The sequence below is a fragment of the Sphingomonas mesophila genome, assembly GCF_003499275.1.
Taxonomy (GTDB): Bacteria; Pseudomonadota; Alphaproteobacteria; order Sphingomonadales; family Sphingomonadaceae; genus Sphingomicrobium; species Sphingomicrobium mesophilum.
The window spans coordinates 1,748,708-1,764,219 of the sequence record NZ_QWDF01000001.1 but is presented as its reverse complement, the minus strand read 5'-3'; the positions used below and the strand labels follow the sequence as shown (position 1 = coordinate 1,764,219).

The following is a 15,512-nucleotide window of genomic DNA, read 5'->3' as shown; positions in this document are numbered from 1 at the left end:
CGACGTCACGGGTCACTCCCGAGCCAGCTACCGCCAGGCTATCAGATACAAAAAGTGGGCTAGCCGGACCAGGGACGCTCCCGGATCGACCAGCTAGGCCGGCTGGTAGTCGAACGCAGCCGTCAACCGGTCGCCCTTGCCCGCGCCGAACGGCCGCGTGCCGTGGAACATGAACGACGGGAACAGCACCAGCCGCCCGACGACCGGCTCGACCACCCGGCGCGGCTCGATGTCGAGGTCGAACATCGCCGGTGGGCGGCCGAACTCGATCCAGCCGTCGCCCCGCGTGCGCTCCTCCACGCCGCTCTCGGGCAGCCGCGCATAATAGGCCGAGCTCATCCATCCGTGGCCGTGGAAGTGGGGCACATGGTGTCCCCCACCACCGCGCAGGCGCACCGACCAGCTTCCGGAAAAGCCGAAGCGGCGCGACTTGCGGCGGAGGAAGGGGTGGGCCGGGTCGTCGGGGAGCTCGGCAACGACGCCGGCCGCGGCGTCGCTCACCGCCTCGCGGAACTGGCGGATGATCGGGTCATCGAACGCGAACAGCTCGCCGCTGGTCTGGGTGCCGTTGCGCAGGGACTGGTTACCCGGCGCCTCCAGCGTCTGGTGAAGCGGGTCGAGCGCGGCCGCGACGATCCGTGCGAACTCGGCCGGCGGATGCGTGCCGTCGGGTGACGGCACCTCGGTCACCATCACCAGCCGCTCGTAGTCGCACAGCCACGCCTCGCGCTCGTCGCCCAGCATCCGCCAGGCGATCGCCAGCAGGCTCCAGCCGACCTGATCGGTCGGCCCTGCCGCGGCATTATATTGCTCCGCGAGCGATGCGGCGCGGGCGAAGTCGTGCATCCGCAACGCAAGCTGTCCCTTGGCCGCAAGCGCGGTCTGGCCGAGCTGCTCGATGCCCGGCGCGCAATCCAGCTCGGCCAGCGCCGCTGCAGCGTCGCCCGTCACGCCTTCGGCGAAGGCAGTGAACAGCTGCAATTCGGGCGCTGCACCGACTCGTTGCAGTCCCTCGCGCCCGATCTCGGCGGCTTCGCTGTGCCGCTCGTTGGCGATCAGCGCTCCGGCCCAATCGGCCCAATGATCGGCGGTCGGAACGGCGCGCGCCCGCTCCGCATAATGATCGAATGCCCCCTCGCCGGAGCGATATTCGATGGCCAGCCGCGTCAGTGCCGCCATCGCCCCGGCATTGGCGGGATTCTCGGAAATCGCCCGGCGATAATGGTCGGCGGCGCTGTCGACCCGGCCCGCTTCCAGCTCGGCCGCGGCCCAGTTGGAATGGAACTCGCTGCCCGAGGCGCCGAGTCGCGCCGCTTCCGCATAGGCGGCGCAGGATTCGTCGAACCTGCACGCCGCCCGCAATGCCACCGCCTGGTTGTAGCGCACGAGCGCGCGCGCCGGGTCGGCCGCGATCGCGCGGTCGAACGCGGCCAGCGCCTCGTCGAGCCGCCCGAGGTTCTTGAGCGCGGTGGCGCGGGCCGACAGCAGCCGGGGATGATTGGCGAAGCGCGCCAACCCTTCGTCGGCCGCGGCCAAGGCCGCAACATGCTTTCCGGCCTTGGTGAGGGTTACCGTCCGGTTGAGGTGCGCGTCGGCCAAGTCGGGACGAAGCCGGACCAGTCGGGTCCAATGTTCGGCCGCCTCGCCGCTTCGGCCGGCGCCGTCCAGCGCATCGGCCAGTGCGCCGAGGATCTCGGGCGGCGAATTTTCGATTGCGACGATCCGCTTGAGCGCGTCGATCGCAGCCTCGATCTGGCCGGTGTGATGCGCGATCAACGCGTACAGCCGCAAGCCTTGCCCCGATCGGTCGAGCGCCGAGCGGAGCGGCGCGATCACCGTCCAGGCCTCTGAATGGCGGCCTGCCGCAGCCAGTTGCTGTGCGCGAACGAGGCTCGATTGCAGCGCTGCGGGATTGTTCATCGGCCCGCGCCTGCGTCCGGGTTAATTGCTGAGCCGTTCGATCCGGAAGCCGACCCGGCCGTCGATGCTGCCCATGTAGCTGCCGAGCGCGGCCCGGCGGATGCGGATCTTCGACCCCGCCTTGGGCTTGTCCATGTAGGCGCTGTCGGTCTGCGCCCAGCGCGCTCCGTCTTCGAGCGTGAAGACATAGCCTTTCTGCCCTGCGCTTACCGCCTTGATCTTGCTCTCGATCGACTTGACCTCCTCGGCCATGTCGTCGTCGCCGAAGATACGAACCTTCGGCAGGCTGAAACCGAACAGTCCGCGCCGGGCCTCGCGGATCGCTTCCTTGTCGGCGACAAACACGTCCTTGCGCTGCTGGGCCTGGGCGAGCGTTCCGACCGTGCGGTCGAAGCAGGCTAGGCGTTGCGCGGCATCGGTCAGCGCGCGGCACTGCAGCACGTCGGTGAAGATCTTCGGCGCCGGAGCGTTGGTCAATGACTTGTCCTGCGCGACGGCCGGGGCTTGCAGCGCGCCAAGCGCGATCGCTCCGGCCAACATTTTCAACGACTTGCCCATGCCACTCTCCACCCACCGGCTGTGACGGCGAAGATGCCGCGTCGCGGCCGGGCCGTAAAGGCCTGATCGTCTAGGCGGGCACCAGCGTCAGGCCGCCGTCGCCCTCGTCGACCTTGACCGTCGACCCGTCCTTGACCGCTCCCGACAGGATCGCGTCGGCCAGCGGGTCCTGCAGGTATTTCTGGATCGCGCGCTTCAGCGGCCGTGCACCATAGACCGGGTCGTAGCCGACCCGCCCGAGCCAGGCGCGGGCTTTGTCGCTCAGCTCCAGATTGATCTTGCGCTCGGCCAGCAGCTTGCCGAGCCGCGCGACCTGGATGTCGACGATCGGCCCCATGTGGCTCGCGCTGAGGCGGTGGAACAGGATGATCTCGTCGAGCCGGTTGAGGAATTCGGGGCGGAAGTGGCCGCGCACGACTTCCATCACCTGGTGCTCGACGCTCTCCGCCGGCTCGTCCTCGCCGAGGTTGGCGAGATATTGGCTGCCGAGGTTGGAGGTGAGGATGATGATGGTGTTGGAAAAATCGACCGTGCGGCCCTGGCCGTCGGTCAGCCGCCCGTCGTCGAGCACTTGCAGCAGGATGTTGAACACGTCGCCGTGGGCTTTCTCGACCTCGTCGAACAGCACCACCTGGTAGGGCCGCCGGCGGACCGCCTCGGTCAGCACGCCGCCTTCCTCGTAGCCGACATAGCCCGGCGGGGCGCCGATCAGCCGCGCCACCGCGTGCTTTTCCATGAATTCGGACATGTCGATGCGCACCATCGCGCTGTCGTCGTCGAACAGGAATCCGGCCAGCGCCTTGGTCAGCTCGGTCTTGCCGACTCCGGTGGGGCCCAGGAACAAAAAGGAACCGAGGGGGCGATTGGGGTCCTGCAGCCCGGCCCGGGCGCGGCGCACCGCGGCCGCCACCGCCTTCACCGCCTGGTCCTGGCCGATCACCCGGCCGCCGATCGCGGCTTCCATATTAAGTAGCTTCTCGCGCTCGCCTTCCATCATCCGCTCGACCGGAACCCCGGTCCACCGGCTGACCACCGCGGCGATGTCCTCGCTCGTCACCTCCTCCCGCAACATGGCGGTTGAGGAAACCATTGCTGCGTCCACCAACTTCTTTTCGAGCTCCGGGATTCGCCCGTACTGAAGCTCCCCAGCCTTGGCCAAATCGCCCGACCGCTGGGCTTGCTCAAGCTCGATCCGGGCCGCGTCGAGCTGCCCCTTCAGCTCCGCCTCGGCGCTGATCTTCTCCTTCTCGGCCTGCCAGCGCTGGGTCAGCTCGCTCGACTGCTGCTCGAGATTGGCAAGCTCGCCTTCGAGCTTGGCCAAGCGATCCTTCGAAGCCGCGTCGCTTTCCTTCTTCAGCGCTTCGCGCTCGATCTTGAGCTGGATAATTCGGCGATCGAGGTTCTCGATCTCCTCCGGCTTGCTCTCGACCTCCATGCGGATCCGGCTCGCCGCCTCGTCCATCAGGTCGATCGCCTTGTCGGGCAGGAAGCGGTCGGCGATGTAGCGGTTCGACAAGGTCGCTGCCGCGACCAGCGCCGCGTCGGTGATCCTGACACCGTGATGGAGCTCGTACTTCTCCTTCAGCCCGCGCAGGATCGAAATGGTGTCCTCGACCGTCGGCTCGCCGATGAACACCGGCTGGAAGCGCCGCTCGAGCGCCGCGTCCTTCTCGACGTGCTTGCGATATTCATCGAGCGTCGTCGCTCCGATGACGTGCAGCTCGCCGCGCGACAGCGCGGGCTTGAGCAGATTGCCGGCGTCCATCGAGCCTTCGCTTTTGCCGGCGCCGACCAGCATGTGCATCTCGTCGATGAACAGGATGATGTCGCCGGCCGACTGTTTGACCTCGTCGATCACGCCCTTGAGCCGCTCCTCGAACTCGCCGCGATATTTCGCGCCGGCGATCAGCGAGCCCATGTCGAGGCTGAGCAATTTACGGTCCTTGAGGCCGTCGGGGACGTCGCCATTGGCGATGCGCAGCGCCAAGCCCTCGGCGATCGCGGTCTTGCCGACCCCAGGCTCGCCGATCAGCACCGGGTTGTTCTTGGTGCGTCGGGCAAGCACCTGAACGGTGCGGCGGATTTCCTCGTCGCGGCCGATCACCGGATCGAGCTTGCCGTCGCGGGCGCGGGCAGTGAGATCGACGGTGTAGCGCTTGAGCGCGTCGTAACGGTCCTCGGAGCCCTGCGTGTCCGCCGTTCGCCCGCCGCGCAGTTTCTCGATGGCCGCGTTGAGCGCCTGCGGGGTAAGGCCGGCGCGGTGCAGCGCATCGCCTTCCGCGGTGCCCTTGGCCAGCGCGAAGGCGAGCAGGATGCGCTCGACCGTGACATATTGGTCGCCGGCCTTGACCGCGATCTCCTGCGCCTTGTCGAGAACGCGCAGCAGGTCGCCGTCGACCCCAGGCGCGCTGGTGGCGCCGCTTCCGGTGACTGCCGGCTGCTTGGTAACCAACGCGTCGATCTCGCGCCGCGCGGCCTTGGCATCGCCGCCGGCCGCCGCAATCAGTCCGGCCGCCATGCCCTGCTCGTCGTCGAGCAATGCTTTGAGATAATGCGCCGGGGTGATGCGCTGGTGATGCTCGCGCACGGCGATGGTCTGAGCGGCTTGGAGGAAGCCGCGGGCACGGTCGGTGAGCTTCTCGAAATCCATCAAAAATCCCTCGTTTCCCCGGCCATTTGGTGTGTTAGCGGCCTAATACAAGGGCCTATTGTGTCGGCGGGGGCACAGCTGTTGCATCGCTACCAGCGGGGCTCTCGACAAACGGTTTGGCGCCCTCGCGCAGGACCGCCGCGCACCCGTATCCGCCGGCCGCTCCGGCGGTGCCCCACTCGCGATTCTTGCGCGCATCGATGTGGAATCGGAGACCCTTGTAGAAGCCGAGGCCGATGCCGTTCCACCAGCCCTTGTCGAGCTGGATCCGACACAGGCGCTCCATCAGCCGTTCGCGGTCGATCGCGGAAATGGGCACCATGTCGATGCCGCCGCCGGTCAAGTGAGTCGAACTGCCCGCTCCGCCGGCGCATTGGTTGAGCGCGGGATTGCGATAGGCCGAGACAACCTCGACTTCGCCGATTGCAGGCTCGACGAACGCGCCGATGTAGCGCAGCGCCTGGACGATATTCGGCCAATGCTCGGTCGGCGGGACCTCGAACGGCTGCCCCGAGCAGCGCCACCAGTGGCTGGCGGTGCGGATCAGCTGCCAGGTCGGCGCGACCCCACCGACGCCGTTGGCGACCAGATAGTCGTTGAACGCCCGCACCTGGATCGCGCGGCTCAGGTCGCTCGCCATCCAGCGCCGGTAGCCGGGCTCGTCCTGGCCGCTCATGACATATTCCTGGGCCGCCGCGGAGGTCGGGGTGGTCGACGCGGCGGCCGGCGCGAACAGCAGCAGCATCAGGGTGAGCGCGAAGTGCATGGGCAATCAAAACGCGCCCGCCATTGAAAAGCAACCGTCGGCCCCGCATGTTCGGCTCATGAGCCGCCCGATCAACGTCGACCTGCCGCACAAGCTCGGCCGCGAGGAAGCCCGCCGCCGCATCGCGGCCAACATCGACAAGCTGGAAAGCCACATCCCCGGTGGTGCCGCCGTCACCAGCCGGTGGGAGGGCGATACGCTCAAGCTCGACGTCGCCACCATGGGCCAGTCGGTCGCCAGCGACATCCGGGTCGAGGAGACGCTGGTCAATTGCCGGATCGAGCTGCCTGGAATGCTGGCATTGTTCGCCGGGCCGATCGAAGCGATGCTGAGCCGCAAGGGCGGCGACTTGCTGCTCGAGGACAAGCGCGACTAGGCTTCGTCCCACGCAATTGCGGGGGAGTCGGTCTCATGCGCCATTTCGCGATCGTCGGCTCGGGGCCGGCCGGCTTCTACACCGCCGAGGCGCTGTCCAAGACCTATGGCGAGGCGGCGCGGATCGACATCATCGACAAATTGCCGGTGCCCTACGGATTGATCCGCTTCGGCGTGGCACCCGACCACCAGTCGATCAAGGCCGTGGCCAAGCGCTACGACAAGGTCGCCGAAACCGATGGCGTGCGCTTCGTCGGCAATGTCGCGGTCGGGGACGGCGTGACAATCGAGGAATTGCTGGGGCTGTACGACGCGGTGGTGCTGGCGACCGGCGCGCCCAACGACCGCAAGCTCGGCATCCCCGGCGAGGATCTGCCCGGCGTGATCGGCTCGGCGGCATTCGTCGGGTGGTACAACGGCCACCCGGAATTCGCCGCCCTCTCTCCGCCGCTTGACGAAGGCGATGCGGTGATCATCGGCGCGGGCAATGTCGCGCTCGACGTCGCCCGAATCCTCAGCAAGACCCGCCGGGAGTTCGAGGGCAGCGACATCGTCGGCCATGCGCTCGACGCGCTCGAAGGATCGGCGATCCGAACGATCACCATCCTTGTCCGCCGCGGCCCGCACCAGATCGCGATGACGCCGAAGGAATTAGGCGAACTGGCGCATCTCGCGGCGGCCGCGCCAATCGTCGAGGCCGAGGACTTTCCGCCGGCGGGAGACGACAAGGTGCTCGAGGATCGCGGCTTGGCCAAGTCGGTCGGGCTGCTGCGCGAGTTCATCGCTCTCGATCCGGCCGGCAAGCCCAAGCGCATCGTGTTCGACTTCTTTGCCAAGCCAGTGGTAATCGAAGGTGAGGGGCGGGCCCAGCGAGTCATCGTCGAGCGCACCCAACTGGAGGGCGGCCGAGCAGTCGGCACCGGCGAGACCTATGCCGTTCCGGCCGGGCTGGTGGTCAGTTGCATTGGCTATGCGACGCCGATGATCCCCGGCGTGTCCTACGATCATCAGGACGGGCGCTTTCTCAACGATCATGGCCAGATCGGCGACGGGCTATACTGCGTCGGCTGGGCTCGGCGCGGCCCGACCGGGACGATCGGCACCAACCGGCCCGACGGCTACGAGGTGGCCGAGCAGGTCGCCGCGGCTATCCCGCCGGGCAGCGACGGCGGGAAAACGGGCGGCGCGGGGCTCGACCGAGTGCTGTGCGACCGCGATATCCGGGCGACCGATTTTGCGGACTGGCGACAGATCGAGGCAGCCGAGGCCGAGGCGGCCCGGCCCGGCAGCCCTCGTGAAAAATTTGTTCGCCACGCCGACTGGCTGAGCGTTCTAGGGCGCTAAAAGATGGTCGGGGAGAGAGGATTCGAACCTCCGGCCCCTGCCTCCCGAAGACAGTGCTCTACCAGGCTGAGCTACTCCCCGACCGACCGCCCGCACGATCGGCGGGGGTCAAGGCGCGGGCTTCCTAGCCGCGCACCCTGGCGAGCGCAAGCGCCTTAGGTCGCGAAGCCCGGGTCGAGGCGGTGGGCTTTGCGCAGGAGGGCGGGCCAAGCGAGGAGCTTGGCGGCGACCGACAGGCCGGCGCTGCCCTGTTCGGCGGCGAGCTCGGGTGTGCCCTGGGGCGGGTTGTTGCAGCGCTCGCCGGCCGACAGCGCCATGATCTGCGCCTGGCAGGCGCGCTCGATGAAGTAGAGTTTGACGAAACATTCGCCGACGCTGGCGCCGACGCTAAGGGTGCCGTGGTTGCGCAGGATCATGCCCCCCTTGGTGCCGAGGTCGGCGACCAGCCGCTCGCGCTCGTCGAGGTCGGTGGCGACGCCCTCATAGTCGTGGAAGGCGAGATCGCCGCGCACCAGCATCGCGGTCTGGGTCAGCGGCAGCAGCCCTTCCTCGTGAGCGGCAACCGCCTGGCCGGCCGGCGTGTGGAGGTGCATCACCGCCATCGCGTCCTCGCGCGCCATGTGGATCGCCGAATGGATTGTGAAGCCGGCCGGATTGGTGATGAACGGGGTCGGCTCGACCGGATTGCCGTGCAAGTCGACCTTGACCAGCGACGACGCGGTCACTTCCTCGAACATCAAATTGTAGGGGTTGAGGAGGAAGTGATGCTCCGGCCCCGGGATGCGCGCCGACAGGTGGGTGAAGATGAGATCGTCCCAGCCGTAGTAAGCGACCAGCCGGTAGGCGGCGGCGAGATCGACCCGTATCGCCCATTCCTCGTCGCTGACCCGGCCTTCGAGCGAGGGGATGGCGAGATCTGCGATCGGGCTCTTGCCTTCCATCCCCCGGTTCATGGTGTCGACGCGGTTCATTTGACGAGATCCTCCTGGGCGACGCGGTCGGGGTGGGCGGCGGCGAACGCGGGGTGCGCGCTGGCCGTTTCATCGGCCCGGCGAAGCGTCGGATAGGCCGAGATCGGCACCGAGAAGCGGCGCGCATTGTAGAGCTGGGGGACGAGGCAGACGTCGGCCAAGGTCGGCGAGTCGCCGAACAGGAACGCGCCGGCGCGCGGAGCGGCCATCGCCTCGAGTGCCGCCAAACCTTCGCTCACCCAATGGCGGTACCATCCGTCCTTGGCGTCCTCGGCAATGCCGAGCGGTCCCTGGAGATATTTCAGCACGCGCAGATTGTTGAGCGGATGGATGTCGCAGGCGACGGTCAGCGCCAGCGCGCGGACGTGCGCTCCGTCGGCCTGGTCGCGCGGCATCAGTGGCGGATCGGGCCGGGTCTGGTCGAGATACACCGCGATCGACAGGCTCTGGGTCAGCTTGAGGCCGTCGATCTCGAGGCACGGCACGAAGCCCTGTGGGTTGAGCGAGCGGAAGGCGGCGCCCTTCTGAGCGCCGTCGGCAAGATTGACCTCGCGCCGCTCGTAAGCGAGCCCCTTCAGGTTGAGCGCGATCCGCACCCGGTAGGAGGCCGAGGAGCGGAAATAATCGTGGAGGACGATGCGGTCCATCGCGGCAGAGTGCGACTCCGCTGCAAGGACGTCAATCGCCGCCGGTGAACGGGGCGATGACCGCGGGCGGAACGCGGATCGGCCGGCCGCTGGCTTTGTCGATGATCGCCCAGGTGGTGCGGGCGCGAACCCGCGGCTTGCCGTCGTCGCCGACGAACTCCATCAGCCGGTCAAATCGTGCGCCTTTGGGCGCTTCGCCGACCCAAGTGCGTCCGGTCACCGTCTCGCCCGCCTTGACCGCGCGCAGATACTCGATCTCGTGGCGCACTACGACCCAGATGTAATCGTCCTGGTGGGCGGGGTCGGCGACCGAATACCAGTGGGCCAGCGCGACCTCCTGGATCCACTGCACCCAGACCGCATTGTTGACGTGGCCGAGCTCGTCGATGTGCTCGGGGAGCGCTGTGATGCGATGTTCGTAGACCGGGCGGCTCACAGCGTCGGAAGCCCGTCGGCCGAGAGGGTGAAGGGAACGCCGCTGGCCCTCAGCAACGTCGCGATTGCCGCCTTCGGCTCGGCCGCACCTCCATCGAGCATCGCGCGGACCTGCCGTGCCGGTCCGGGCCTTCCGGCGGTCACCGTAAGCAAGTCCAGCCAGTTTTCGCTGTTCACCATGCCGCGGGAGCGGTGACGGGCGATGAGGGTGCGCGCAAAACCATAGAAATCGCCGCCCGAGGCGCGCTCGGCGGCGAGCGCAAAGATTGTCCCGCAAGCATAGGTCGTGCGATGCTCGCCGCGCTCGGGGGCGGTGGCGACCGGCTTGACGAGCGCGGCGGCGCAATCGCGGATCGCCTGATTGAGGAAGGGAGTCGGCGAATAAGCGGGGTCAAGCCGCTGGACGGTGCGCGCGGCGAGCAGGTCGGCGCCTCCCTCCATGATCCAACTGTCGCGCGAGCCCTCGTAGGCCACCGCCTGACCGAGCCAGAAATGCGCCGCCTCGTGGGCGATGAACCAGCGCGCCATCTCGCGCAGCGCCGGGTTGGGGGTCAGTGCGGCCTTGCCTTCGAGGCGCATCAGAATGAGGCCCTTCAAGGTCCCGCCGTTCATGCTCGCGCCGTCGTTGGCGGCGCCCTCCCAGGCGGCAAGCACGGTCGGCTCGGCAATGCCCGACGGCCCGAGGCGCGCCTGAAGCACGCCCAAAGCGGTTGGCGTGAAGCGTGCGATATATTGCGCCAGCCACGCCGGCGTTTCGCTGTCGATGACCGTCGCGATGCCGTTGGCGACTTGCGCCCGGGCGACGTCGAACAGGCCATACGCGCCTGAGCTTTCGCCGCGGCGATAGCCGGCGACGTCGCCGGCGATCCTGAGCGAACGCCCGCCGATGAAGCGCACACGCGTTCCGCCATCGCCAATCACGCCCTCTGGCGGCTCAACGCCGAAGCGCTCGAGCGCGGCCGGGTCGGCAACCGAAAAAGCGGCGAAATGCCCGTCGAACAGCGCCACGCCGCGCCCGCCGAGCAGCAGCGCCGGGACATAGTCCGACGCGAGCTGCCGGGTGAACGGCACGATCCGCACCTGCACCCGTCGCGGCACGGGTGACCCGCCAACTCCGACGATTGCATCGTAGCGCCCGCGCCGCTGGAGGGTCACGCCCGGCGTAAGCACGGTCCAGCTGCGCGCCCGCCACGGCTGCTGGTCGACCTCGGCCCGCGCCGAGCGGAAGAACGCCCAGGCCGGCGCCGACCGCGGGAAGCTAAACTCGGCCACGAACGCATCGCCCGACCGGCGAACGCTCGCTTCGACCGGCGCGAGCGGCTGCGCGGCGGCTGGTGCCGCCGAGAGGATCAGCAGCGCCAGGACCGCCCGCAGGCTCACGGGATCTGGGTCAGGATGAAGGTGTAGGCTTCGGCAACCTCATACAGCGAGTTCCAGCGGCCGGACTTGCCGCCGTGGCCTGCGCCCATGTTGATCTTGAGGAGCAGCAGATTGTCGTCGGTCTTGGTGGCGCGCAGCTTGGCGGCCCACTTCGCCGGCTCCCAATAGGTCACACGCGGATCGTTAAGGCCGCCGGTAATGAGCATCGGCGGATAGGCCTTGGCGGTCACATTGTCGTAGGGGCTGTAGCTCTTCAACAGCTTGAATGCCTCGGGGTCGGTGATCGGGTTGCCCCATTCGGTCCATTCGCCCGGGGTCAGCGGCAGGGTGTCGTCCAGCATCGTGTTGAGGACATCGACGAACGGTACGTCGGCGACGATTGCGCCGAACAGCTCGGGCGCCTGGTTGACCACCGCACCCATCAGCTCGCCGCCGGCCGAACCGCCTTGCGCCGCGACCCGGCCGGGCTTGGCATAGCCGGCCGCGATCAGGCCGCGGGTGACGTCGACGAAATCGTTGAAGGTGTTGGTGCGGGCCTTGAGCTTGCCGTCGAGAAACCATTGGTAGCCGAGATCGTCGCCGCCACGGATGTGGGCAATGGCGAAGGCGAAGCCGCGGTCGACCAGGCTCAACCGGTTGGTCGAGAAGCTGGGCGGGACGGCATAGCCATAGGCGCCGTAGCCGTAGACGAACAGCTTGCCCGAACCGTCCTTCTTGTAGTCCTTGCGGCGCACCACTGAGACCGGAATGCGCTTGCCGTCGCGCGAGGGTATCATCATCCGCTCGGTGACATATTTCGCGGGATCGTAGCCCGACGGAATTTCCTGGACCTTGCGAACTTCGAGTCGATCCTCGGCGGGATGATAGTCGTAGACCGTCGCGGGCGTGACCATCGAGGAGTAGCCCAGGCGGTAAGAAGCCGGGGCAAATTCCGGGTTGCCCGAGAAGCCGGCGCTGTAGCTCGCCTCGGCGAACGGCACGCGCTCCTCGGCGCCGGACTTGTAGTCGCGCAGCACCAGCTGATCGAGGCCGTCGACCCGGCTGGTGACGAGCAGATGGTCGCGGTGCGCACTGATCCCGCGCAAATAGGTGCGGTCGCTTCCGGCGACGACTTCCTGCCAGTCGGCGGGCTTGGCCGGATCGGCGCTGGCGATCCGGAAATTGACGTGCTTGTCGTTGCTCAGGATCCACAATTTGCCGTGGGCCGCGTCCACTTCGTATTGGAGGTCGGGCTTGCGCGGACGGATCAGGGTCAATGGCGCGGTCGGATTGTTGGCGGGAACGAAGCGCACCTCATTCGAGCTGTTGTTGCCCGTCGAAATGAGGATCAGGCTATCGTCGGTCGTTCGGTCGACCCCGACCGAGAAAGCGATGTCGGCCTTCTCCTCGTAGAGCGTGACGGCCTTGGCCGGATCGGCGCCGAGGCGGTGGTAACGGGCGCGGTAGCTGCGCCACTGGTCGTTGACTTCGGTAAACACCAGCCCGGTCGAACCGGCGGTCCACACCGGATTGCCGATGCCGACCTTGGTCACCGTCTCGAGATCCTTCCCGGTGGCCAGGTCGCGGACAACGAGTTTGAAGCGCTCCGACCCGTCGTCGTCGACGAGGGTCACGAGCTTAGTGCCATCGGGCGCAACGGCGAAGGCACCGAGGCGGTAGTATTCCTTGCCGGCGGCTTCGGCGTTCTCGGAATAGATCAGCGTCTCGGCGCCGCCCTTGGCCGGCTTGCGGTACCAGTCGCGATATTGGGTGCCCTTCTTGAACGCCGACCAATAGAGCCAGTCGCCCTGCTTCAACGGGACCGAGGTGTCATCCTCCTTCACCCGCGCCTTCATCTCCTCGAACAAGGTCTCCTTGAGCTTGGCGTGGGGCTTCATCGCCGCTTCGAAATAGGCGTTCTCGGCCTTGAGATAGTCGAGCACGTCCTTGTCATCGACCTTGGGATAGCCCTGGTCCTTGAGCCAGAAATAGGGATCCTCGACGCGGATCCCGTGGCGCTCGAAGCTGTAGGGGCGCTGCTCGGCCTTGGGCGGCGGCGGAAGATCGCTGGCTTTGGTCATCGGGGCTTTCTGCGCGAGGAGTGGGGTAGGGGCGGCGAGAGCGAGTGAGAGCAGTGCTGCGAACGCTGTCTTGAACATGGAAATCATTCCCCAATCGGCCGCGGCCCCTCGGCAGGCTCGGGACAAGCTTGTCGAGACCCTGCACTTTCTTCTAGCGACGGTGTAGACAAAAGCAGCCCTTCGACAAGCCGGGCGCACGGAGTTTTCGATGTCCTCATACGCCGACCGCCTGGCCGCGCTGCGCGAACAACTGAAGGCCGACCGCCTCGACGGCTTTGTCGTGCCGCTGACCGACGAACATATGAGCGAATATGTCGGCAGCTATGCGCAGCGGTTGGAATGGCTGACCGGCTTCAAGGGTTCGGCAGGCAGCGCCGCGGTGCTTCCGCAAGAAGCGGCGATCTTCACCGACGGACGCTACACCATCCAGGTTCGCCAGCAGGTCAGCGAACGCGAATGGAGCTACCAGTCGGTGCCCGAGACGAGCGTTGCGCAATGGCTGGGCGAGAACGCACCGCAGGGTGCCCGGATCGGCTACGACCCGTGGCTCCACACCGCCGAATGGGTGCGGGTCGCGACCGAGCAGCTGGCGGCCAAGGGCGCCGAGCTCGTCGCGGTCGGCACCAATCCGATCGACAAGGTGTGGTCCGATCGCCCTGAGCCGTCGCGGGCGCGCCTCATCGTCCAGCCCGATGATCTGGCCGGCAAGTCGAGCGCCGCCAAGCGCCACGACATCGCCGATTGGCTTGAGCGGGAAGGGGCCGACGCGGCGGTTCTGGCAGCGCTCGATTCGATCGCCTGGACGCTGAACGTACGCGGCGCCGACGTCAGCCACACGCCGGTGGCGCTGGCCTTCGCGGTGGCGCACAAGGACGGGACGGCGGACCTCTTCGTGGCCGGCGAGAAGGTCGGCGACGACGTTCGCGCTCACCTCGGTAACGGCGTCCGGCTGCACGATCGCCATGCGTTCGAGGACTATCTGCGCACGCTCGAAGGCAAGACGGTGGTGGTCGATCCCGAGCGCTCGGTGGCGGCGATCGGCCAGGCGCTCGAGGAGGGCGGGGCGCGCATTCTCAAGCGCCGCGATCCGACCGTGCTGCCCCGCGCGATCAAGAACGACGCCGAAGTGGCAGGACACAAGGCAGCCCAGGCCCGCGACGGTGCCGCGGTCGCGCGGTTCCTCAAATGGGTCGACGATGAAGCGCCGAACAACGCGCTCGACGAGATGATCGCGGCGGACAAGCTCGAGCAATTGCGCCGCGAGCACGGCGACCTGCGCGACCTGAGCTTCGACACCATCTCGGCGTTCGGGCCCAACGGCGCACTGCCGCATTACAAGGGCACGGCCGAATCGAACCTGAAGTTCGCGCCCGGAACCCTCTATCTGGTCGACTCCGGTGGCCAATATCAGGACGGGACGACCGACATCACCCGTACGGTGCCGATCGGCGAGCCGACTGCGGAAATGCGCGACCGCTTCACCCGCGTGCTGCAGGGCCACATCGCCATCGCCACCGCTCTATTTCCCAAGGGCACGCGGGGAAGCCAGCTCGACAGCTTCGCCCGCCGCCCGCTGTGGGACGCGGGCTGCGACTATGCCCACGGCACCGGCCACGGAGTCGGGGCGTTTCTGTCGGTGCATGAAGGGCCGCAGCGCATCTCGCCGGTCGGGTCGAGCCAATCGGGCGGCGACGAGCCGCTTCAGGCGGGCATGATCCTCAGCAACGAGCCGGGCTATTACAAGGCGGGCGAATACGGCATTCGGATCGAGAATCTGGTGCTGGTGGTTGAATGTCACGTGGTGGGCGCCGAGAAGGAAATGCTTGGCTTCGAGACGCTGACCTTCGCGCCGATCGACCGGCGGCTGATCGTCGCCGAGATGCTGTCGCAACGCGAGCGGACCTGGCTCGACGCCTATCATGCCGACGTACTGCGCATTCTCGGCCCGCAGCTCGAGGGCGAAGATCGCGCGTGGCTCGATCGGGAGTGCGCGCCGCTCGGTGCTTAAATTAGCCCGCCCGTCCTGAGCCAAGGATCGAAGATCCGATGAAGGTCGCCCTTCGACCGCGCTCGCCTATGGCTCGCTCCGCTCAGGACGAGCGTTCGTGGGAGGATCGGCGGGTTCTTTTTCCCGCCCTGCCGCCTTCCGCCGCCTGAGGTTCTCGCGCAGGGCGGCGGCCAGGCGCTGGTCGCGGTCGGAGTCGCGGGTCGGCATTTCCGATCTATCGGTTGACAGGCACGGCGGCGCAAGGCCATAGGCCCGCCGTCTCCCGGACATGCTGCCGTAGCTCAGTGGTAGAGCGCATCCTTGGTAAGGCTGAGGTCGTGAGTTCAATCCTCACCGGCAGCACCATTTTCGCCCGCAGGGCATCCGGGGGATGTCCGAGCACGGAAATCGGGAGCGAA

The 15,512-nt window shown here is 67.3% G+C and carries 12 protein-coding genes and 2 tRNA genes; 4 read left to right on the top strand and 10 right to left on the bottom strand.

The genetic code is table 11. The features are described from left to right. Positions 1–93 precede the first annotated feature (93 nt). The 4 genes from D0Z60_RS08810 to D0Z60_RS08795 form a co-directional block, all read right to left on the bottom strand. Complete coding sequence (locus D0Z60_RS08810; RefSeq protein ID WP_118857891.1) at positions 94–1,920, bottom strand: putative 2OG-Fe(II) oxygenase; 1,827 nt, start codon at positions 1,918–1,920, stop codon at positions 94–96. 21 nt (positions 1,921–1,941) lie between these two features. Continuing rightward, positions 1,942–2,478, bottom strand: a complete 537-nt coding sequence (locus D0Z60_RS08805; RefSeq protein ID WP_118857890.1) for a hypothetical protein — start codon at positions 2,476–2,478, stop codon at positions 1,942–1,944. 70 nt (positions 2,479–2,548) lie between these two features. Beyond that, complete coding sequence (gene clpB, locus D0Z60_RS08800; protein ID WP_118857889.1) at positions 2,549–5,128, bottom strand: ATP-dependent chaperone ClpB; 2,580 nt, start codon at positions 5,126–5,128, stop codon at positions 2,549–2,551. Positions 5,129–5,183: 55 nt separating this feature from the next. Then, positions 5,184–5,894 (bottom strand): D-Ala-D-Ala carboxypeptidase family metallohydrolase, encoded by a 711-nt coding sequence (locus tag D0Z60_RS08795; RefSeq protein WP_118857888.1) that lies wholly within the window; start codon positions 5,892–5,894, stop codon positions 5,184–5,186. Positions 5,895–5,952: 58 nt separating this feature from the next. On the opposite strand from D0Z60_RS08795, the gene D0Z60_RS08790 reads away from it, so the two are divergent. Both D0Z60_RS08790 and D0Z60_RS08785 read left to right on the top strand, forming a co-directional pair. After that, positions 5,953–6,270 (top strand): polyhydroxyalkanoic acid system family protein, encoded by a 318-nt coding sequence (locus tag D0Z60_RS08790; protein ID WP_118857887.1) that lies wholly within the window; start codon positions 5,953–5,955, stop codon positions 6,268–6,270. Positions 6,271–6,305: 35 nt separating this feature from the next. After that, on the top strand, positions 6,306–7,613 hold the full coding sequence (locus D0Z60_RS08785; RefSeq protein ID WP_118857886.1) for an FAD-dependent oxidoreductase: 1,308 nt from the start codon (positions 6,306–6,308) through the stop codon (positions 7,611–7,613). Between the two features lie 4 nt (positions 7,614–7,617). Here the strand turns inward: D0Z60_RS08785 and D0Z60_RS08780 are convergent. The 6 genes from D0Z60_RS08780 to D0Z60_RS08755 all read right to left on the bottom strand — a co-directional run bounded on the left by D0Z60_RS08780 (position 7,618) and on the right by D0Z60_RS08755 (position 13,106). After that, positions 7,618–7,694: transfer RNA gene (locus D0Z60_RS08780), tRNA-Pro, on the bottom strand. Between the two features lie 74 nt (positions 7,695–7,768). Continuing rightward, on the bottom strand, positions 7,769–8,554 hold the full coding sequence (locus D0Z60_RS08775; protein WP_118858520.1) for a class II aldolase/adducin family protein: 786 nt from the start codon (positions 8,552–8,554) through the stop codon (positions 7,769–7,771). 26 nt (positions 8,555–8,580) lie between these two features. Continuing rightward, positions 8,581–9,231, bottom strand: coding sequence for a maleylacetoacetate isomerase (maiA, locus tag D0Z60_RS08770; RefSeq protein ID WP_118857885.1), 651 nt, complete (start codon positions 9,229–9,231; stop codon positions 8,581–8,583). A gap of 31 nt (positions 9,232–9,262) precedes the next feature. Then, complete coding sequence (locus D0Z60_RS08765; RefSeq protein ID WP_118857884.1) at positions 9,263–9,667, bottom strand: acyl-CoA thioesterase; 405 nt, start codon at positions 9,665–9,667, stop codon at positions 9,263–9,265. After that, positions 9,664–11,046, bottom strand: coding sequence for a hypothetical protein (locus D0Z60_RS08760; RefSeq protein WP_118857883.1), 1,383 nt, complete (start codon positions 11,044–11,046; stop codon positions 9,664–9,666). The genes D0Z60_RS08765 and D0Z60_RS08760 overlap by 4 nt, the downstream gene beginning before the upstream one ends. Beyond that, positions 11,043–13,106, bottom strand: a complete 2,064-nt coding sequence (locus D0Z60_RS08755; RefSeq protein WP_118857882.1) for a S9 family peptidase — start codon at positions 13,104–13,106, stop codon at positions 11,043–11,045. The genes D0Z60_RS08760 and D0Z60_RS08755 overlap by 4 nt, the downstream gene beginning before the upstream one ends. A 208-nt stretch (positions 13,107–13,314) precedes the next feature. Here D0Z60_RS08755 and D0Z60_RS08750 point away from each other — a divergent pair, with 208 nt between their 5' ends. Together D0Z60_RS08750 and D0Z60_RS08745 are read left to right on the top strand one after the other, a co-directional pair. Beyond that, positions 13,315–15,114, top strand: a complete 1,800-nt coding sequence (locus D0Z60_RS08750) for an aminopeptidase P family protein (protein WP_118857881.1) — start codon at positions 13,315–13,317, stop codon at positions 15,112–15,114. 270 nt (positions 15,115–15,384) lie between these two features. After that, a tRNA-Thr gene (locus D0Z60_RS08745) sits at positions 15,385–15,459 on the top strand. Positions 15,460–15,512: the final 53 nt, after the last annotated feature.

Bases quoted from the DNA above. Each gene is read 5' to 3' on its own strand.
- D0Z60_RS08810 (WP_118857891.1), bottom strand. From the start codon at position 1,920: ATGAACAATCCCGCAGCGCTGCAATCGAGCCTCGTTCGCGCACAGCAA.
- D0Z60_RS08805 (WP_118857890.1), bottom strand. From the start codon at position 2,478: ATGGGCAAGTCGTTGAAAATGTTGGCCGGAGCGATCGCGCTTGGCGCG.
- clpB (WP_118857889.1), bottom strand. From the start codon at position 5,128: ATGGATTTCGAGAAGCTCACCGACCGTGCCCGCGGCTTCCTCCAAGCC.
- D0Z60_RS08795 (WP_118857888.1), bottom strand. From the start codon at position 5,894: ATGCACTTCGCGCTCACCCTGATGCTGCTGCTGTTCGCGCCGGCCGCC.
- D0Z60_RS08790 (WP_118857887.1), top strand. From the start codon at position 5,953: ATGAGCCGCCCGATCAACGTCGACCTGCCGCACAAGCTCGGCCGCGAG.
- D0Z60_RS08785 (WP_118857886.1), top strand. From the start codon at position 6,306: ATGCGCCATTTCGCGATCGTCGGCTCGGGGCCGGCCGGCTTCTACACC.
- D0Z60_RS08775 (WP_118858520.1), bottom strand. From the start codon at position 8,554: ATGGAAGGCAAGAGCCCGATCGCAGATCTCGCCATCCCCTCGCTCGAA.
- maiA (WP_118857885.1), bottom strand. From the start codon at position 9,231: ATGGACCGCATCGTCCTCCACGATTATTTCCGCTCCTCGGCCTCCTAC.
- D0Z60_RS08755 (WP_118857882.1), bottom strand. From the start codon at position 13,106: ATGACCAAAGCCAGCGATCTTCCGCCGCCGCCCAAGGCCGAGCAGCGC.
- D0Z60_RS08750 (WP_118857881.1), top strand. From the start codon at position 13,315: ATGTCCTCATACGCCGACCGCCTGGCCGCGCTGCGCGAACAACTGAAG.